Genomic DNA, 21,875 nt, shown 5'->3' with positions numbered 1-21,875 from the left:
TGATCATGACTGACGCCAGTGCAGTACCCGAGGATCCCGCGCTGTTCAGCACCATGTCCACGATGCGTGCCATGCGCAGGATCAAGCCGGATCCGGTTCCGGAGGCCGTGCTCGACCAGCTGGTCCAGGCCGCCGTGTGGGGCCCGAGCGGCGGAAACATGCAGTGCTTCGAGTACGTCGTCGTCACGGACCGCGAGGTGATGGCGCGGCTCGCCCCGCTCTGGGAACGCTGCGTGAACGCCTACTTGGCGACCACGGGGAAGCACGCGCCCGAGGGGATGGACGGCGCGGCGTACGGGCGCATGGTCGACGCGATCGAGTACCAGCGCGATCACTTCGCGGAGACCCCCGCGCTCGTCATTCCCTGCTACAGCTTCCCGCCCCCGCGCATCGACGCGGAGGGGATACGGGTCTCGGCCGAGGCACTCGGGCCCGTCGCCGCGGCGCGGCAGGCGGATCCCTCGGCGCAGGTGCGTTTCCATGCGCTGGCCGAGGGTTCGTGCGTCTATCCCGGAGTCCAGAACCTCCTCCTTGCCGCGCGAGGCCTCGGCCTCGCCGCCAACATCACCATCTGGCACCTGATGCTGGAGCGGGAGTGGAAGGCCGAGCTCGGCATCCCGGAGGGGATCAACACGTTCGCGGTGATCCCGGTCGGCTATCCCGTAGGCAACTTCGGTCCTGTCAGGCGCCGTTCCGTACGCGAGGTGGTCCACCGCGACGGGTGGTGACGTCCCGAAGCGTGCTGCCGTACGCACGGCAGCACGCGTCACCTTCGCACGGCGGCCGCCGCCCGGCGGTCCAGCGCCCCGTGGTCGACCTTGCCGTTGGGCAGCCGTGGCAGCCCGGGCACGGCGATGACGCGGGCGGGCAGCGCGGTCGTGGGGAGACTGCTCAGCAGCTGCGACCTGACCCGCTGTTCGTCGAACGCGGTGCCGTCGGTGACCACGAAGCCGACCGGCCGCGGACGGGGCGCCCCGCTCACGCCGATGCCCGCCTCGGTGATGCCGTCGCACAAGGTGAGGGCTCGTTCGATCTCGGCGCGTTCGAGTCGCACGCCGCCGAGTTTGAGCTGGTGGTCGGCCCTTCCGTGGAAGAGGAGTTCGCCGTCCTCGCGGACCGTCACCAGGTCGCCCGTGCGGTAGTGGCGGGTGCCGTGCAGATGGACGAAGCGGTCGGCTTCCCGGTCACCGGGGACGGCCAGCCCCGGCCCGGCGATGTACAGCTCCCCCGCTCCCGGGGCGTCCGGTCCCTCGTCCGGTACCTCGGCGACGTGCAGGGTGACCCCGGCGATCGGCCGCCCGATGGGCACCGTGCGGGCGTGGGCGTCGGCGGGCGTACAGGCGTGGACCGTGGCCCACACCGTGCACTCGGTCGGTCCGTACTCGTTGTACAGCTCGGCCTGCGGCAGTTCGGCCAAGTGCCGTGCGACCAGACCGGGTGAGCAGCTCTCGCCCGCCACGATCACGGTGGTGAGCGTACGCAGCCGTGGCGCGAGGCCCCCGCGCAGTGCCGCCCCGTAGAGCGAGGGCACCATCAGCAGATGCGTGGCGCCGTGGCGTTCGGCCGCGCGGGCGACGGCCAGGAGATCACCTGGCCTCCCGCCGGGGAGGACGAGCAGCCCGCCGCTGGCCAGGGTCCACCAGATGCCCGCCATGGAACTGTCGAAGGAGATCGACGAGCAGAGCAGGAACGCGCCGACCCGCTCGGCGTAGTGGCGCAGGCGCGCGGCGGTGGACCAGCCGAGGGAGGTGGCCGCGATCGTCACGGGCTTGGGGAGTCCGGTCGAGCCGCTGGTGTAGCAGGTGTAGGCGTGGGTGCCGCGGCGCGCGTCCATCGGGCCTGTGCGCTGCCCGGTGACCTGCTGTGCCCCGCAGTCGACGTGTTCCAGATCCGCCACGGGGACGGCGGCGTTCTCCTCGGGTACGAGAACGAAGCGGGCGCCGGGGCCCTGCGCCATGAGCCGTCGCCTCTCCTCGGGGAAACCCGCGTCGACGGGGACGTAGCAACAGCCCGCCCGCAGGACGCCGAGCAGCGCGGCGATCGTGTGGCGCGACGCGGTGGTGCCGTGCACCACGACCGGCTCGTCGGGGCGTGCGCCGCGGGCGAGCAGGGCGCGGGCCACCGCGCGCGAGGCCTCGTCGAGTTCGCGGTAGCTGAACGTGCCCGTGCTGTCGGCGACGGCGGCCGCGCGGCCGCCGAGACGGGGCTCGACCAGGTCGAGGATGTGCGGCGGCTCGCCGGTCAACCGCGGCCCGGCGAGCCGGACTTCGCCGGTGGGGCGGACTTCGCCGGTGGGGCGGGCTTCGTCGGTGGGGCGGGCCGCTGCCATGTCAGCCGACCAGTCCGGTGAGGGCGTCCAGGTAGGTGGCGACGGCCCGTTCCATCCACGCTGCGCTGAACAGGTGGGTGTCGTAGGTGATGTAGCCGCCCGGATCGCCGTCCCAGCGCATCGTCCACAGGAACGGCACCGGCATCGGCATCGCCGTCTGCGCGTCCAGCGCGAGACGGTCCAGGTGGAGCGCGGGCGTCCCGGTTGCCGGGCGGACCGGTGAGCGCACGATCATCTGGAAGACGGGGGCGACCAGGTCGCGTGCGGTCATCCGCTCCAGGAGCTGCGGGGACTGCTCCAGTACGCGGATCAGCGGGATGTCGTTGGCGTACGCCTCACGGCAGCGCCGGTCGACGCGCGGGCCCAGCTCCCGCAGGGCCTCCGCGTCGTGCGCGCCGGAGTGCTCGACGCGGATCTGCAGGAGGTTGAGCAGGAACCCGACGGTGTCCCATTCGGACGGGATGCGGCCCGCCGTGATGACCGGTACCAGGGCGTCGCCCGGTGGCAGCAGCGCGCCGACGAACGCGGTGAGCAGCACGGTGAACGGGGTGGTGCGGCCGCGCCGTGCCGTCGACCGCACGGCGTCGCGCAGTTCGTCGTCGATGCGGAAGGAGTGCACGGCGGTCGGACCCGGTGCGGCGTCGGGCGTCTCGGCGGGCAGCCCGAGCCCCTCCACTCCGGTGAGCCGCTCCCGCCAGTACGGCAGTGCCTGGCCGATGCGGGCCTGCCACTTGTCACTGTGGTCGTCCGCCGCGATGTCGGCGTACTGCATGACGTCGGGAGCGAGCGGCGGTTCGCCGTGCAGCCGCGCGGTGTAGGCGGCGACGACGTCGCGGGCGAGCACGTCCTGCGACCAGGCGTCGGCCGCGACGTGGTGGACGACGAGCACCAGGACGGCGTCGTCGCCCTTGCGGCCCAAGTCGGCCCACAACAGCGGCGGTTCGTCGTACGGATGAGGTCGGAGGGCGACCTCGGAGATCCATGCGTCGAACGACCGGCCGGGGCCGAGGCGGGTCACGGCGAGCCGGGACGGCATCGGGGGCAGCACCCGCTGCCGCAGGTCGTCGCCGTCGCGCAGGAGCAGGGTGCGCAGCGCGCCGTGCCGGGCGACGACGTCGTCCAGGGCCCGGCGCAGCACCCGTTCGTCCACCGCGCCCGACACCCGATAGGCCGCGCGCACCAGGAAACCGGGCTGCAGGACGGTGCCCGGCAGGAGCGTCTCCACGAGGCCCAGGAGCTCTTGCGCGTACGTGGCTCGGTGCGTGTCGTGCGTCGCGTGGTGTGTGTCGTGCGGTGCGCGGGGTGTGTCGTGCGTCGCGTGGGGCGTGGGTTCCGTCACCGCGCCACCTCCTTCTGCCTCGGCCGTACGCGTACGGGCAGGTGCGTGATGCCCGAGAGGAACGTCGATCGCGCCCGCACGGGCGCGCCGGTCACCTCGATCTCGGCGTACCGCGCGAACAGTTCCGCGAAGAACAGCCGGAGCGTGACCCGGGCGATGCTCGCGCCCGCGCAGTAGTGGGGACCCGCGCCGAACGCGAGGTGCCGGTTGCGGCGGCGGCCCGGGTCGAACACGTCGGGGCGGGGGAACACGGTCTCATCGTGGTTGGCGGAGCCGAGCCAGGCCACGACCGGGTCGCCCTCGGCGACGGGCACACCCGCGAGGACGACGGGACGCCGCGCGTGCCGCATGAAGTGACGCGCGGGCGAGGCCCTGCGCAGCGCCTCCTCCACCCCGCTGTCGAGCAGGTCGGGACGTGCGGCCCACTCCGCGTAGCGGCCGGTGCGCGAGAGTTCGAGCACGGCGGCCGGCGGCACGTGGGCCAGCGTCACGCTCGCGCCGAGCAGCAGGCTGTAGCAGTTGGAGAGGACCTCACCGGGCGTGAGGCGCGCGCCGTCGACCTCCATGGACAGGAGGACGTCGACCAGGTCGCCGGGGCCCTCGCGCGGACGTCCGGCGCCCTCGCACGGACGTCCGGCACGGTCCTCGTGCGCCCCACGCCGCCTCTGGCGCACCACGTCGGCGAAGTACGCGAAGAGTTCGCGGTGTCCGCGCTCCAGGGTGGCCTCGGATCCGCCGGGCAACTGATGTTCGGGGTCGTCCTCTGCCGCGCACATCATCGCGAGCCGCACCAGGCGGGGACGGTCCCGGGCGGGCAGCCCGAGCAGCGGGCCGAGCACCACGAGCGGCAGCTGCGCACAGGCCGCGGCGAAGTCGAACTCCCGCGCCTCGCCCGGTGGCGCATCGGGCAGCAGCTCGCGGATGCCCGCCCGGATCTCCTCGGCGTGCGCCTCGGCGGAGCGCAGCCGCAGGGCCCGGTGCAGCGGCGCGCGCATCCGGTTGTGGCGAGGTGGATCCGTGACCGCCATCTGCCGCCCCGCCGCCGGGTCGCCCCTGCCCAACAAGCTGAGCAGCGTGCCGCGTTCGGAGGTGAAGGACGCGTGGTCCTCCAGGACGCGCTCGACGTCCGCGTACCGGGTCACCGACCAGAAGCCGAGGGTTCCTGAGACCTGCTGCCAGGACACGGGCGCGTGTGCGCGCAGCGCGCGCCAGGCCGCGTACGGATCGCCGTCCGTGTACAGCTCCGGGTCGGCGAGGTTCACTTCGGCGGGCCGGACGGTCACAGGACCGGCTCCGGGCCGCCGTTGTCCGCCGCGGACTCCACCGCCTCGGCGAGGGCCGCGATGGTGGGCGTCAGGAACAGCGCCGCCGCGGGCACCTCCACGCCGAACTCCATGTCGATGGCCAGCTGCAGTTCGGCGGCGAGCAGGGAGTCGCCGCCGAGCTCGAAGAAGTCGTCCTCGACGCCGATCGGTTCGGCCTCGATGCCGATGCCGCCAAGGCCGGTGCTCCACAGGGCGACCAGTCGATGCTCGACGGCGGTCCGTGGCTCGATGTAGGCGGAGCTCATGCCGAGTGATTCGCGGCTGGAGCCATGGATTGCAGGACCGTTGTCCACCGGCATCGGCCTCCCCCAAGGCGTGACAAGGCAGTGTCCGTCGACCCTGCCAGCCCGGGGATGTGGCGGACAACCTCGCTTTCCCGTCAAAGCCTCTTCAAAAGGTTTTCCAAAGGCGCGCAAAAAGAGAGTCAACTGCGGGACCCGACTTCCGGAACGCCCGAGGCGCGATAAAACTCCCATGCACACACGATCCCCATCAACTGCTCACGAGACTGCCCACCTCCAGCGCCCCACTGGCACCTTGCCGAGTCCCCGGGACAAGAAAGCACGTTTCCACTCGAGCCCATTCGGGCCAGGCTTTACGTGCGCCGCGCCGACGAGGCGCATCCGGCACCCAAGGCGGCGATATTCGCAGCTCAGCACGGTAAATGAGTGCCACTCCGCAATTCGCGAGCACTTCCGCCAAGAGTTCCACATGTGGCGTGAATCACATCGAACAAAGCTTCACCATGTGGTTCAGTGTGTTTTCTGCACTGTATTTGAAAAAGGACAAGCAATGGGGGAATTAAGCGTAATGCGGTCCGACGCTCAAGGCTACTCCCTGCCTATATCAAGCGAATATCAGCAGCCCACTCCTTTCGATATCTTCGAGGCACAGGCGCGGCGCACACCGAATGCGACGGCCGTACTCGACGGTGCCGAACAGCTGACGTACGCGGAGCTGGAGCGGCGGGCGAACCGCCTCGCCCACCTGCTGATCGAGCGCGGAGTCGGACCGGAGCGCCTGGTCGCCCTCGCACTGCCCCGCTCGTCCGGGATGATCGTGGCGCTGCTCGCCGTCCTGAAGGCGGGTGGCGCGTATCTGCCGGTCGACGCGACCTATCCCCGTCGACGCATCGACTTCATGCTCGACGACGCCGCGCCGGTCCTGCTCGTGACGACGGCCGACATCGGCGCGACCGGCATCGGCGCGAGCGCCTCGATTCCGCGGCTCGTCGTGGACGCCGACGACACCCTCGCCGCGCTCGAAACCCTCCCTGACACCCCGCCGTCCGCGCCGCGCGCCCTCTCGTCGAACCCCTGCTACGTGATCTATACGTCCGGTTCCACCGGCACCCCCAAGGGTGTCGTCGTGACGCACCGGAACGTGGTCCGGCTCTTCGACTCCATCGGCAGGCGCCTGCCGCTCACCACGGACGACACCTGGACCCTGTTCCACTCCACCTCGTTCGACTTCTCCGTATGGGAGATCTGGGGCGCCCTGCTGCACGGCGGCCGCCTCGTCGTTGTCCCGTACGAGACGAGCCGCTCGCCGGTGGACTTCCTGCGGCTGCTCGTCGACGAGCGCGTGACGATGCTCAGCCAGACGCCGTCGGCCTTCCAGGGCCTGACGCGCGCCGACCGCGAGAACCCCGGGCTCGGCGACGCGCTGCGGCTCCGCGCCGTCGTCTTCGGCGGCGAGGCCCTCGACCTGGGCAGCCTCGCGCCCTGGTACGAGCGGCATGACGACCGCGCTCCCCTGCTGGTCAACATGTACGGCATCACCGAGACCACGGTGCACGTCACCTACCGCGCACTCGACCGCGCGCAGGCGGTCGCCGGTGCGGGCAGCGCCATCGGCGACCCCCTCGCCGACCTCGACGCCCACGTCCTCGACGAGACCCTGCGGCACACCGCCGACGGTGTGACGGGTGAGCTGTACGTGGCGGGCGCGGGTCTGGCGCGCGGGTACCTGGACCGCCCCGGCCTGACCGCAGGACGGTTCGTGGCCTGCCCGTTCGAGGCCGGGCAGCGGATGTACCGCACCGGTGACCTCGTGCGCAGGCACGCCGACGGTCAGCTCGAGTTCGTCGGCCGCGCCGACGACCAGGTGAAGATCCGCGGCTTCCGCATCGAGCTGGGCGAGGTCGAGTCAGCCGTCGCCGAACACCCCGGCGTCACACAGGCCGCGGTGATCGCACGCTCGGACCGGGCCGGTGAGCAGCGTCTGATCGGGTACGTCGTGGGGGCATCGGTCGGCGGCGCGGACGATCCTGCCGCCGAGGGCCCGTCCCCGCAGGACGGAGTGGCCGACGCCCAGGTCGACGAGTGGCAGGAGATCTACGACGACCTCTACACCGACGCCGCCACCGCCACCTGGGGCCAGAACTTCATCGGCTGGAACAGCAGCTACGACCAACAACCCATCCCCCTCGACCAGATGAGGGAATGGCGCGACGCCACCGTCGACTCCATCCGCGCACTCAACCCCCGCAACATCCTGGAGATCGGCGTCGGCACCGGACTCCTCCTCTCCCACCTCGCACCCCACTGCGACAGCTACTGGGGCATGGACCTGTCGAGCGCGGTGATCGAGGGCCTCAAGGCTCAACTGGCAGGCAATCCGACACTGTTGGAGCGCGTGGAGCTGCGGAACCAGGCCGCCCACGACGTGAGCGGCCTGCCCACCGACCACTTCGATGTCATCGTCATCAACTCCGTCATCCAGTACTTCCCCAACGCCGACTACCTCACCGACGTCATCACCAAAGCACTCCACCTCCTCACCCCCCACGGCGCCCTCTACATCGGCGACATCCGCAACCTCCACACCGCCCGCACCTTCCACACCGCCGTACACATCCAGCAGACCGACCCCGATACCGACACCACCACCCTCCGCGCCACCGTCGAACGCGCCCTCGTCCGCGACAAAGAACTCCTCATCGCCCCCCAATACTTCACCGCCCTCCAACACCAGCACACCGAACACATCACCGAGATCCACATCAAACGCGGCCACCACCACAACGAACTCACCCGCCACCGCTACGACGCCATCCTCCACAAAAACCCCCACACCACCCTCGACCTCACCACCACCCCCCAACACCCCTGGGGACAAGACCTCACCGCACTCCTGAAGTCCAACAGCAGCCCGGCCGTACGCGTCACCGGCATCCCCAACAAGCGTCTGACCTCGGAGGCGGCAGCCAAGAGACGGCTCGCGGAGGGCGACGCGCCCGCGGCGATCCGGCAGGCCCTGCACGGGCCCGACGAGTCCGGCGCGGTCGATCCCGAGGAGCTTCACCGGCTGGGAGAGGAGCTCGGATACCGGGTCACCCTCACCTGGTCCGCGAGCCGCGAGGACGGCATGGACGCGGTGTTCGTCGCGCATGACAGCGCTGACGCGGCGACGGCGACGGGCCGCGCGCCGATGGACCTCTGCCCGCCGCTCGCCCCCGGCTCCGCGAGCCCCTCCTCGTTCGCCAGCAGCCCCGCGACCGCCCGCGACATCGGCTCCTTCGTGGCGTCCCTCAGGGAGCACGTGCGCGGCAAGGTCCCGGACTTCATGGTGCCGTCCGCCTTTGTGGTCCTCGACTCCTTCCCCCTGACCGCGAACGGGAAGCTGGACCGGGCCGCGCTGCCTGATCCGCAGTTCGGCGCTGCGGCTTCACGCCCGCCACGGACGCCCGTCGAGGAGGTGCTGTGCGGGCTCTTCGCCGATGTGCTCGCACTGCCCGAGACCGGTGCGGAGGACGACTTCTTCGAGCTTGGTGGGCACTCGCTGCTCGCGACGCGGCTGCTGTCGCGGGTGCGGTCGGCGTTCGGCGTCGAGCTTGGTGTGCGGGTGCTGTTCGAGGCGCCGACCGCGGCGGCGCTCGCCCGTGTCCTGGGCGGTGCGGGCAAGGCGCGGCGCGCGTTGGAGGCGGTGGAGCGGCCCGAGCGGCTTCCGCTGTCGTACGCGCAGAACCGGCTGTGGTTCCTGCACCGACTCGAGGGCCCTTCGGCCACGTACAACGTTCCTCTGGTCGTACGGCTGACAGGAACCCTGGACGAGCATGCCCTGGAGGCCGCACTCGCCGATGTGGTGTCCCGGCACGAAAGCCTGCGGACCGTCTTCCGTGAACACGACGGCGAAGGCGAACACGAAGGCGTGCCCTATCAGTTGGTGCTCGACGGCGAATCCGCGCGGCCCGCGCTGCCGATATCCCCGGTGACCGAAGAAGGCTTGGAAGAGGCGGTCGATTCGGCGGTCAAGGAGCCCTTCGACCTCGGTACGGACATTCCCCTGCGCGGCAGGCTCTTCGCCCTGTCGCCGCGCGAGCACGTCCTCGTCCTCGTGGTCCATCACATCGCCGCCGACGGCTGGTCGCTCGAGCCACTGTGGCGCGATGTCGCCACCGCGTACACGGCACGGCTGCGCGGCGCGATGCCGGGGTGGCGGCCGTTGCCGGTGCAGTACGCCGACTACACGCTCTGGCAGCGCGAGATCCTCGGCGAACCCGCCGACCCCGACAGCACGCTCGCCCGCCAACTCGACTTCTGGACAAGCACACTTGCCGGTCTCCCGGCACGGATCGAACTCCCCGCGGACCGCCCACACCCGGCGGCGGCCTCCCACCGCGGCGCGTCATTCACCTTCCACTGGAACGCCGACCTGCACGCCGATCTCGTCCGGCTCGCGCGCGGTTCGGGCGCCAGCCTCTTCATGCTCGTACAGGCCGCCCTCGCGGCGCTGCTCTCGCGGTCGGGCGCCGGTGACGACATCCCCATCGGCACGCCGATCGCGGGACGTACGGACGAGGCGCTCGACGACCTCGTCGGGTTCTTCGTCAACACCCTGGTCCTGCGTACGGACGTGTCGGGCGACCCCACCTTCCGCGAACTCCTCGCCCGCGTCCGCGAAGCCGACCTCGACGCCTACGCCCACCAAGACGTCCCCTTCGAACACCTGGTGGAGGCCGTCAATCCCGAACGGACCCTGTCCCACCACCCGTTGTTCCAGGTGATGCTGGCCTGGCAGCAGGCCTTCGACTCCGGTCTCGAACTGCCGGGCCTCACGGCGGAAGGCTCCCTCGCGGCCACCGGAACGGCCAGGATGGACCTGGTCCTCAGCGTCACGGAGATGCACGCGGCCGACGGCGGCCCTGCCGGAGTCGGCGGTGTCGTCGAGTACAGCACCGACATCTTCGATCACGACACGGTCCACGCCCTGATGGAACGGCTCGGCCGGCTGATGACAGCGGTGGTGGCCGACCCGGATCTGCCGGTACGCGAAGTCGTGCTGCTGAGCGAGGAGGAGTACGAGCAGGCCGTTTCCGGCTGGAACGACACCGCCCGCGAGGTGCCCCGGGCCTCTCTCGCCGAGCTCTTCCAGGCACAGGCCACCCGCACCCCGGACCAGACAGCCGTCATCCACCAAGACACCCAGCTCACATACGCAGAGCTCAACTCCCGGGCCAACCAGCTCGCCCACCACCTCATCGCCCACGGCGCAGGGCCCGAACAGGTCGTCGCGCTCAAGCTGCCCCGCTCCACCGACATGGTCGTCGCGGTCCTCGCCGTCCTCAAGAGCGGCGCGGCCTACCTGCCCGTCGACCCCACGTACCCCGACGACCGCATCCAGTTCATGCTGGACGACGCCCACCCCCTCACCACCATCGAGGGCCCCCTCACCGCCGACGACCACCCCGACACCAACCCCGAGATCCCGGGCCACAGCCCTCTCCACCCGGCGTACATCATCTACACCTCGGGATCCACCGGACGGCCGAAGGGCGTCGCGGTCCCCCACAGCGCCGTGGTCAACCTGGTCTCCTGGGCCGGAGCCGAATTCGGCGGCACCCGCGGCTTCGACCACACCATCGCCTCCACCTCCCTCGCCTTCGACGTCTCCGTCTTCGAAATCCTCGCCCCACTCCTCAACGGCGGCAGCATCGAACTCATCGCCGACGGACTATCCCTGACGGACCGTCTGACCTCTGAGCCCACGCCCGGGCTCATCAGCGGCGTCCCCTCCGTCCTGGACCACACACTCACCAACACGCCCGCCACCATCACCGGCACCCTCGTCTTCGCAGGCGAAGCCCTCCCCGCCCACACCCTCACCAACATCCGCACCGCCCACCCCGACACACGCGTCATCAACGCCTACGGCCCCACCGAAGCCACCGTCTACGCCACCACCTGGACCGCCAACACCAACCACACCACCACCGTCCCCATCGGCACCCCCATCTGGAACACCCACACCTACATCCTCGACAACCGACTCCAACCCGTACCCCCCGGCGTCACAGGAGAGCTCTACCTCGCAGGCGCAGGCCTCGCCCGCGGCTACACCAACCAACCCGCCCTCACCGCCCAACGCTTCACCGCCAACCCCTACACCCCCGGCCAACGCATGTACCGCACCGGCGACCTCGCCCGCCGACGCACCAACGGACAACTCGAATTCATCGGACGCTCCGACCACCAAGTCAAGGTGCGCGGCTTCCGCATCGAACTCGGCGAAATCGACGCCGTCGTCGCGGATCACCCTGCGGTCAGCCAGGCCGTCACGGTGACGTACAACGACGAGCTCCTCGTCACCTACGTCGTGACTTCCGCTTCCGACGACGCACTCCCCTCCTCCATACGGGACTTCGTACGCACCCGGCTGCCGCGCTTCATGGTCCCTGCCACGGTGATGGTCCTGGCCGAGTTCCCGCTCACCAGCAACGGCAAGCTCGACCGCGCCGCCCTGCCGACCCCCGACTTCACCTCAAACGACACCACCTCCCGCGCCCCCCGCACCCCCGCCGAAGAACTCCTCCGCACCCTCTTCGCCCAACTCCTCGACACCCCCGACATCGGCATCGACGACAACTTCTTCGACCACGGCGGACACTCACTCCTCGCCACCCGGCTGATGTCCCGGATCCGGTCGGTGCTCGGCGTGGAACTCGGCGTGCGCGTGCTGTTCGAAGCGCCGACCGTCGCCGCGCTGGCACAGGAGGTGGCGCGGGAAGCGGGCGGCGGCGGGCATGCGCGGCCCGCGCTGGCGCCCGCGGCACGGCCGCAGCACGCACCACTGTCGTACGCGCAGAACCGCCTCTGGTTCCTGCACCGCCTCGAAGGCCCGTCCGCCACGTACAACATCCCGCTGGCCGTGCGTCTGACCGGCGCTCCGGACCGCCAGGCGCTGGCGGACGCGCTGGCCGACGTCGTGACCCGGCACGAGAGCCTGCGCACCGTCTTCCCCGAGATGAACGGCACACCCTTCCAGCAGGTGTTGCGGGGCGAGGCCGCACACCCCGTACTCGAAGTGACTGAAGCGGTGGACGCCGCCGGGCTCGACGCGGCGATCGACCGTGCCGTCCGCTACGCCTTCGACCTCAGTACCGAACTGCCCGTGCACGCAGAGCTGTTGATGCTCTCACCGGACGACTGCGTCCTTGTACTCGTCGTGCATCACATCGCCGCCGACGGCTGGTCGCTGGCGCCGTTGTGCCGCGACATCACCACCGCGTACGCGTCGCGGGCCCGCGACGGGCAGGCCCCGGACTGGGCACCGCTGCCGGTCCAGTACACCGACTACGCCCTGTGGCAGCGCGACGTGCTCGGCGACGGCACGGACCAGGGCAGCGCCATGGCGGATCAGCTCGCGTACTGGAGCAGGACCCTTTCCGGCCTGCCGGAACGCATCGAGCTGCCCGTCGACCGGCCGCATCCGGCGGTGGCCTCGTACCGGGGCGGGTCGTACGCCTTCCGGTGGGATGCCGAACTGCACGCGGATCTGGCCGAGTTGGCGCGTGCGACCGGCGCCACCATGTTCATGGTCGTGCACGCCGCACTGGTGGCGCTCCTGTCCCGCTCCGGAGCAGGGGACGACATCGCCGTCGGCAGCCCGATCGCGGGCCGCACGGACGAGGCGCTCGACGACATGGTCGGCTTCTTCGTCAACACTCTGGTCCTGCGTACGGACGTGTCCGGTGAGCCGACCTTCCGCGAGCTGATCGCCCGCGTGCGAGAAGCGGATCTGGACGCGTACGCCCATCAGGACGTGCCCTTCGAGCACCTCGTCGAGGTGCTCAACCCGACCCGCACCCTGTCCCACCACCCCCTGTTCCAGGTGCTCTTGGCATGGCAGAACACCGAGGAGTCAAGGCTGAGCCTGCCCGGCATCGCGACGGAGACGCTCGCGGTGAGCACGGAGGCCGCACGGCTCGACCTGGCCTTCAGCCTGACCGAAAGCCGGGTCGACGGCGGTACCGGTACCGCCGTCGACGGGCTCGTCGAGTTCAGCGCCGAGCTCTTCGACCGGGAGACGGTGGAGGGGCTCGCGGCGCGGCTGGAGCGGTTGCTGCGGGCCGCGGTCACCGACCCCGACCGGCCCGTCGCCGGACTTGACCTGCTCTCCAAGCACGAGCGGGAGCAGGCGCTCTTCGGCCGGAATGACAGCAAACGCGACCTGCCCACGCTGACGATCGCGGAACTGTTCGAGGCGCAGGTGGCACGCACACCGGACGGCATCGCGCTGAGCCGTGGTGACGTCGAGCTGACGTATGCCGAGGTGAACACGCGAGCCAACCGGCTGGCTCGCTGGATGACCGAGCACGGCGCAGGACCGGAGAGGGTTGTCGCGTTGCGGCTGCCCCGGGGCGTGGACCTCATCGTCTCGACACTCGCAGCGCTCAAAGCCGGTGCCGCCTTCCTGCCGGTCGACCCGTCGTATCCGGAGGAGCGGGTGCGGTTCATGCTCGATGACGTCCGGCCCGTGCTGGTCGTCCATGAACCCGTCGCCGTTGAGGGGTACGACGACAGCAACCTGCGCGTCGAGCAGGATCCGGCGAGTACTGCCTACGTCATCTACACCTCCGGCTCCACCGGCAGGCCCAAGGGCGTCGCCGTCACCCACACCGGCATCACCGCCCTGCTCACCGCACACGCCGAGGCACTCCACCTCACCTCCGCATCACGCGTCTTCCAAGCCGTCTCCCCCAGCTTCGACGTCGCCGTCTGCGACCTCATCATCACCCTCGCCACCGGCGCCACCCTCCTCCTCGACAGCCCGGGCCAACTCGCCGGACACGAACTCACCACCGCCCTCCACCACACCAAAGCCACGCACGTAGCCCTCCCCGTCTCGCTCCTGGCCACTCTCTCGCCAGACCAACTCCCGGATCTGCGCCATGTGCTGACGGGTGGTGAGGTCTGCCCGCCCGACCTCGCCCGCCTGTGGACCACTGACGGACGGCAGCTCACCACCGCCTACGGGCCCACCGAAGCCACCGTCTGCGCCACCCTCACCACCACAACGGGCGACAACCCCACCCCCTCACTCGGCCACCCCATCCCCAACACCCACACCTACGTCCTCGACGCCTGGCTCCGCCCCGTACCCCCCGGTGTCACAGGAGAGCTCTACCTCGCGAGCCCCGGCCTCGCCCGCGGCTACACCGGCCACCCCGCCCTCACCGCCGAACGCTTCACCGCCAACCCCTTCGTGCGCGGACAGCGCATGTACCGCACCGGCGACCTCGCCCGCCGACACAGCAACGGCACCCTCACCTTCGCCGGACGCACCGACCACCAGATCAAGATCCGCGGCTTCCGCATCGAACCCGGCGAAATCGAAGCCGCGCTGACCGGCCACCCCGACGTCGACCGGGCGGCCGTCATCGCGCACGACGGTGAGCGTCTGGTGGGTTACGTCGTGCCCGCGTCGGCCGACGCGACCGTCGGCGTAGAGGAGCTCACCGCTGACCTCAAGGCCTTCGTGCGCAAGCAACTGCCCGACTTCATGGTCCCGGCCGCGCTCATGGTCCTGGACGAGCTCCCGCTGACCGGCACCGGCAAGCTCGACCGGAACGCGCTCCCGGACCCCACCTTCGACACCGCGTCCTCCCGCGCACCCAGAACACCTGCCGAAGAGATCCTCTGCGGCGTGTTCGCGGATGTCCTTGGACAGCCCCACGTCGGCATCGACGACAGCTTCTTCGACCTCGGCGGACACTCGCTCCTCGCCACCCGCCTGGTGTCCCGGATCCGGTCGGCGTTCGGTGTGGAGATCGGCGTACGGGTCCTGTTCGAGGCGCCGACCGTCGCCGCGCTCTCCGAGGTGCTCAGCAGTGCGGGAAAGGCACGTCTCGCTCTGCGCCCGGCAGTGCGGCCGGAGAAACTTCCCCTGTCGTACGCGCAGAACCGGCTGTGGTTCCTCCACACCCTGGAGGGGCCATCGGCGACGTACAACATCCCGCTGGCCCTCCGTTTCACCGGCGCCCTCGACCGGCAGGCCCTGGAGGACGCGCTCGCCGACGTCGTGACCCGGCACGAGAGCCTGCGCACGGTCTTCCGCGAGGAGGACGGCGCCCCGTTCCAGCACGTGCTCGACGTGGCGGACGCGCGGCCCGCCTTCGTCGTCTCGGACCTGCGTCACACCGCTGGCGAGGACGTCTCCGACGCGCTGGCTGCCGCTGTCCGCCGCCCGTTCGACCTGAGTCATGACGTCCTGCTCCGCGCGGAGTTGCTCTCACTGCCGGATGACGAGTACGTCCTCGTTCTGGTGGCCCATCACATCGCCGCCGACGGCTGGTCGTTGGAGCCGCTCTGGCGTGACATCGCCATCGCCTACGAGTCGCGACTCGGCGGCGCCTCTCCGGACTGGGCCACGCTTCCGGTGCAGTACGCCGACTACGCCCTCTGGCAACGAGACCTCCTCGGCAACGACACCGACCACACCAGCCTCATGACCGACCAGCTCGCCCACTGGAAGCAGACACTCTCCGGTCTCCCCGACCGCATCGAACTACCCACCGACCGCCCCTACCCCACCGCCACCACCAACCAAGGCGACACCCACACCTTCCACTGGGACACCCACCTCCACACCCAACTCACCACCCTCGCTCGCGCCACCAGCACCACCCCCTTCATGATCATCCACGCCGCACTCACCACCCTCCTCACCCGTCACGGCGCAGGCACCGACATCCCCATCGGCACACCCATCGCCGGACGCACCGACGAAAACCTCGACCACCTCGTCGGCTTCTTCGTCAACACCCTCGTCCTGCGTACGGATGTGTCGGGCGACCCCACCTTCCGCGAACTCCTCGCCCGCGTCCGCGAAACCGACCTCAACGCCTACGCCCACCAAGACATCCCCTTCGAACACCTCGTCGAAATCCTCAACCCCCAACGCACCCTCGCCCACCACCCCCTCTTCCAGACCATGCTCGCCTGGCAGAGCGAGGGGCAGTCCACGTCGGACCTCGGTGGTCTCACCGTCGAGCCCGTCCCCGTGTGGACCGGCACCGCACGGATGGACCTGACCTTCGGCATCACCGAACGGCGTACGGCCAACGGCGAGGCCAACGGGCTTTACGGGCAGGTGGAGTTCAGCACCGACATCTTCGACCGTTCCACCGTCGAGGCCCTCACCGACCGACTCGGCCGACTCCTCACCTCCGCCGTCACCGACCCCGACCAACCCATCGGCGACATCGACCTGCTCAGCGAGGAGGAGCGCCACTACGCCCTCACCACCTGGAACGACACGGCGAACGAAGTCCCCCGGGCCTCTCTCGCCGAGCTCTTCCAGGCACAGGCCGCCCGCACCCCGGACCAGGCAGCCGTCATCCACCAGGACGCTCGGCTCACGTACGCGGAACTGAACTCCCGGGCCAACCAGCTCGCCCACCACCTCATCGCCCAAGGCGCAGGGCCCGAACAGGTCGTGGCGCTCAAGCTGCCCCGCTCCATCGACATGGTCGTCACGGTCCTCGCCGTCCTCAAGAGCGGCGCCGCCTACCTGCCCGTCGACCCCACGTACCCCGACGACCGCATCCAGTTCATGCTGGACGACGCCCACCCCCTCACCACCATCGAGGGCCCCCTCACCGCCGACGACCACCCCGACACCAACCCCGAGATCCCGGGCCACAGCCCTCTCCACCCGGCGTACGTCATCTACACGTCGGGATCCACGGGGCGGCCGAAGGGTGTCGCGGTCCCCCACAGCGCCGTGGTCAACCTGGTCTCCTGGGCCGGTGCCGAATTCGGCGGCACCCACGGCTTCGACCACGCCATCGCCTCCACCTCCCTCGCCTTCGACGTCTCCGTCTTCGAAATCCTCGCCCCACTCCTCAACGGCGGCAGCATCGAACTCATCGCCGACGGACTATCCCTGACGGACCGTCTGACCTCTGAGCCCACGCCCGGGCTCATCAGCGGCGTCCCCTCCGTCCTGGACCACACACTCACCAACACGCCCGCCACCATCACCGGCACCCTCGTCCTCGCAGGCGAAGCCCTCCCCGCCCACACCCTCACCAACATCCGCACCGCCCACCCCGACACACGCGTCATCAACGCCTACGGCCCCACCGAAGCCACCGTCTACGCCACCACCTGGACCGCCAACACCAACCACACCACCACCGTCCCCATCGGCACCCCCATCTGGAACACCCACACCTACATCCTCGACAACCGACTCCAACCCGTACCCCCCGGCGTCACAGGAGAGCTCTACCTCGCAGGCGCAGGCCTCGCCCGCGGCTACACCAACCAACCCGCCCTCACCGCCCAACGCTTCACCGCCAACCCCTTCACCCCCGGCCAACGCATGTACCGCACCGGCGACCTCGCCCGCCGACGCACCAACGGACAACTCGAATTCATCGGACGCTCCGACCACCAAGTCAAGGTGCGCGGCTTCCGCATCGAACTCGGCGAAATCGACGCCGTCCTGACCGAGCACCCCGATGTGGCCCAAGCCGTCGTCACGGCATACGACGGCAACCGCCTCGTCGGATACGTCGTCCCAACGGCCGTTGGGACGAACGCGGAAGTCTCTGAACTCGCCTCCGCCCTGCGCGACTTCGTCCGCTCCCGCCTGCCCGAGTTCATGGTCCCGGCGGCCGTCGTCGTACTCGACCGGTTCCCGCTGACCAGCAACGGCAAGCTCGACCGCGCCGCCCTGCCGACCCCCGACTTCACCTCAAGCGACACCACCTCCCGCGCCCCCCGCACCCCCGCCGAAGAACTCCTCCGCACCCTCTTCGCCCAACTCCTCGACACCCCCGACATCGGCATCGACGACAACTTCTTCGACCACGGCGGACACTCACTCCTCGCCACCCGGCTCGTCTCCCGCGTCCGTTCACTGTTCGGTGTGGAGCTCGGCGTGCGTGCCCTCTTTGGGGCGCCGACCGTCGCCGCGCTTGCGCGGGAGCTGGGCGGCGCCGACCAGGCGCGTCCCGCGCTCGGGCCCGTCGCGCGGCCGCAGCACCCACCACTGTCGTACGCACAGAACCGCCTCTGGTTCCTGCACCGGCTCGAAGGCCCGTCCCCGACCTACAACGTCCCCTTCGCGATCCGGCTCATCGGCGCGCTGGACCGCGCGGCGTTCGCCGCCGCCCTCGGCGACGTCGTCGAACGGCACGAGAGCCTGCGCACCGTCTTCCCCGAGAAGAACGGCACACCGTTCCAGCAGGTGCTCCAGGGCGAGGCCGCCCGCCCCGTACTCGAAGTGGCCGAGGTCGAGGTCGAGGTCGAGGAGACCGCCGGTCTCGCTGCGGCCATCGACGAGGCCGTCGGGTACTCCTTTGACCTCAGCCGCGAAATACCGGTCCACGCAAGGCTGTTGGTGCTCTCTCCGGACGAGTGCGTCTTCGTCCTGGTCGTGCATCACATCGCCGCCGACGGCTGGTCGCTCGCGCCGCTCTGGCAGGACATCGCCGCCGCGTACGACGCGCGGTCACGCGACGGACGGGCCGATGACCGTGTGCCCCTTCCGGTGCAGTACGCGGACTACACGCTGTGGCAGCGGGAGCTGCTCGGCAGCGCGGACGATCCGGACAGCGTGATGGCGCGGCAGTTGGCGTACTGGCGGGAGACGCTGGACGGGCTGCCCGAACGCACCGCGTTGCCGACGGACCGCCCCCACCCTTCGCCCGCCACCTACCGGGGCGGCACCTTCGCCCACCAGTGGGACGCGGAGCTGCACACGGGCCTCGCCGAGCTGGCCCGTGGCAGTGGTGCCACGGTGTTCATGGTCGTGCACGCCGCGCTGGTGGCGCTCCTGTCCCGCTCCGGAGCAGGGGAGGACATCGCCGTCGGCAGCCCGATCGCGGGCCGCACCGACGATGCCCTGCACCAGCTCGTCGGCTTCTTCGTGAACACCCTGGTGCTGCGCACCGACGCGTCGGGGGATCCGACGTTCCGCGAACTGGTGGAACGCGTACGGGAAGTGGACCTGCACGCCTACGCGAACCAGGACGTGCCCTTCGAGCACCTGGTGGAGGTGCTCAACCCGACGCGGTCGCTGTCCCATCACCCGCTGATCCAGGTGATGCTGGCCTGGCAGGACAACGCCCCGCACGATGTCGAGCTGTACGGTCTCGCCTCGCGTCCGGAGTTCGTGAAGACGGGCACCGCCAAGTTCGACCTGTCCTTCTACCTCGACGCGGACGGCGGGATCGTCGAATACAGCACGGACCTCTTCGACGAGTCCACCGTGGCGGCCCTCATGTCCCGGCTCGGGCGGCTGCTCGCATCGGTGATCGCCGACCCGGACCAGCCGGTCGGCGCCATCGACCTGCTGTCCGAGCGGGAGCGGGACCGCGTGGTGAGCGAGTGGAACGCCACCGCGCACGAGCTTCCCGTGACGACCCTGCCGGAGCTGTTCGAGGCGCGGGCCGTGCGCACGCCGCACGCCGTCGCGGTCGTCGCCGGGGACACCGAACTCACCTACGCCGAGCTCGACGCGCGGGCGAACCGGCTCGCGCACTGGCTGGCCGACCGCGGTGCGGGCCCGGAGCGGACCGTGGGTCTGTGCCTTCGCCGGTCCCCCGAGCTGATCGTGGCGATGCTGGCGGTCCTCAAGTCGGGCGCGGCCTATCTGCCGATCGACCCCGACTTCCCCGCCGAGCGCATCCGCTTCATGCTGGACGACGCCCGCCCCGTCCTCGTACTCGACGGTGATCTGCCCGTCGGCAACGCACAGGACACACAAGCGAGTTCGGGCCGCCCCGTCCATGTCTCCCCGCACCCGCAGCACCCGGCGTACGTGATCTACACCTCCGGTTCCACGGGGACTCCGAAGGGCGTCCACACCACGCACCACAACGTCGTCGCCCTCGCCCTCGACCCGTGTTTCGGACCCGCGGCCCGCGAGCGGGTGCTCGTCCACTCGCCGCACACCTTCGACGCCTTCACCTACGAGGTGTGGGTGCCCCTCCTGAGCGGCGGCAGACTGGTGCTCGCACCGACCGGCGGGCTCACACCCGGCGGCCTCGGCGCGCTGGTGGAGCGGCACGGCATCACCGGCACCTGGCTGAGTGCCGGGCTCTTCCACGCGTTCGTCGAGGAGGCGGCCGACTGTCTCGCCGGGCTCCGCGAGGTGTGGACCGGCGGTGACATGGTATCGCCCGGCGCGGTCCAGCGGGCGCTACGGGCCTGCCCCGGCCTCGTCGTCGTCGACGGCTACGGCCCCACCGAGACGACCACCTTCGCCACCTGCCACCCCGTGCGGTCCGCCGACGAGCTGGGCCCCGTCATGCCGATCGGCGCCCCGCTCGCCAACACGCACACGTATGTCCTCGACGACGGGCTCCGGCCCGTCGGTGTCGGCATCGTCGGCGAGTTGTACGTGGCGGGCGCGGGTCTGGCGCGCGGGTACCTGGACCGCCCCGGCATGACCGCAGGACGGTTCGTGGCCTGCCCGTTCGAGGCCGGGCAGCGGATGTACCGCACCGGTGACCTGGTGCGCTGGCGTAGCGACGGACGTCTGGAGTTCGTCGGCCGCGCCGACGGGCAGGTCAAGGTCCGCGGCTTCCGCGTGGAGCTCGGCGAGATCGAGGCGGCGCTGGACGACCATCCCGCGGTCGCCAGGTCCGTGGTCGTGACGCACGCGGACCAGGCGGGTGAGCAGCGTCTGATCGGGTACGTCGTGGGGGCGCCAGCCACAGGGGCGGACCATGCCGCCGCCGAGGGCCCGGCCCCGCAGGACAGCGTCACCGACGGTGTGGCCGACGCCCAGGTCGGCGAGTGGCAGGAGATCTACGACGACCTCTACACCGACGCCGCCACCGCCACCTGGGGCCAGAACTTCATCGGCTGGAACAGCAGCTACGACCAACAACCCATCCCCCTCGACCAGATGAGGGAATGGCGCGACGCCACCGTCGACTCCATCCGCGCACTCAACCCCCGCAACATCCTGGAAATCGGCGTCGGCACCGGACTCCTCCTCTCCCACCTCGCACCCCACTGCGACAGCTACTGGGGCACCGACTTCTCCGCCGAGGTCGTCGCGGCGCTGCGGACGCAGATTCCTGAGGCGCTCGCGGACCGTGTGGAGCTACGGCATCAGCCCGGCCACGACGTAAGCGGCCTGCCCACCGAACACTTCGACGTCATCGTCATCAACTCCGTCATCCAGTACTTCCCCAACGCCGACTACCTCACCGACGTCATCACCAAAGCACTCCACCTCCTCACCCCCCACGGCGCCCTCTACATCGGCGACATCCGCAACCTCCACACCGCCCGCACCTTCCACACCGCCATCCAGCTCCACCAAACCCAAACCGGCACGGACGCCGACACCACCACCCTCCGCGCTGGCGTCGAACGCGCCCTCGTCCGCGACAAAGAACTCCTCATCGCCCCCCAATACTTCACCGCCCTCCAACACCAGCACACCGAACACATCACCGAGATCCACATCAAACGCGGCCACCACCACAACGAACTCACCCGCCACCGCTACGACGCCATCCTCCACAAAAACCCCCACACCACCCTCGACCTCACCACCACCCCCAACACCCCTGGGGACAAGACCTCACCGCACTCCTGAAGTCCAACAACAGCCCGGCCGTACGCGTCAACGG

General features: G+C 70.1%; 5 protein-coding genes and 1 pseudogene. 2 read left to right on the top strand and 4 right to left on the bottom strand.

The features are described 5' to 3' along the window. Positions 1–5: 5 nt before the first annotated feature. Positions 6–728: a nitroreductase family protein gene (locus CP970_RS39205; RefSeq protein WP_055556075.1), complete on the top strand. Its 723-nt coding sequence runs from the start codon at positions 6–8 to the stop codon at positions 726–728. A gap of 38 nt (positions 729–766) precedes the next feature. On the opposite strand, the gene CP970_RS39200 is transcribed toward CP970_RS39205, so the two are convergent. The 4 genes from CP970_RS39200 to CP970_RS44470 are packed head-to-tail and all read right to left on the bottom strand — an operon-like array spanning position 767 to position 5,238. Continuing rightward, a complete protein-coding gene (locus tag CP970_RS39200) occupies positions 767–2,329 on the bottom strand; it encodes an amino acid adenylation domain-containing protein (RefSeq protein ID WP_150494551.1) in 1,563 nt (520 codons plus the stop codon). A gap of 1 nt (position 2,330) precedes the next feature. Continuing rightward, a complete protein-coding gene (locus tag CP970_RS39195) occupies positions 2,331–3,668 on the bottom strand; it encodes a condensation domain-containing protein (RefSeq protein WP_055556118.1) in 1,338 nt (445 codons plus the stop codon). Beyond that, positions 3,665–4,951 carry a cytochrome P450 gene (locus CP970_RS39190; protein WP_055556120.1) on the bottom strand — a complete coding sequence of 429 codons (1,287 nt, stop codon included), beginning with the start codon at positions 4,949–4,951 and terminating at the stop codon, positions 3,665–3,667. The genes CP970_RS39195 and CP970_RS39190 overlap by 4 nt, the downstream gene beginning before the upstream one ends. Then, positions 4,948–5,238 carry a phosphopantetheine-binding protein gene (locus CP970_RS44470; protein ID WP_055556122.1) on the bottom strand — a complete coding sequence of 97 codons (291 nt, stop codon included), beginning with the start codon at positions 5,236–5,238 and terminating at the stop codon, positions 4,948–4,950. Before CP970_RS44470 ends, CP970_RS39190 begins: the two co-directional genes overlap by 4 nt. Positions 5,239–5,872: 634 nt before the next feature. On the opposite strand from CP970_RS44470, the pseudogene CP970_RS39180 reads away from it, so the two are divergent. After that, positions 5,873–21,841 (top strand): annotated as a pseudogene (locus tag CP970_RS39180) (amino acid adenylation domain-containing protein); the annotation flags it as partial. Between the last annotated feature and the right edge of the window lie 34 nt (positions 21,842–21,875).

Source organism: Streptomyces kanamyceticus (assembly GCF_008704495.1).
Taxonomy (GTDB): Bacteria; Actinomycetota; Actinomycetes; order Streptomycetales; family Streptomycetaceae; genus Streptomyces; species Streptomyces kanamyceticus.
This window is presented reverse-complemented; position numbering and strand designations above follow the sequence as displayed.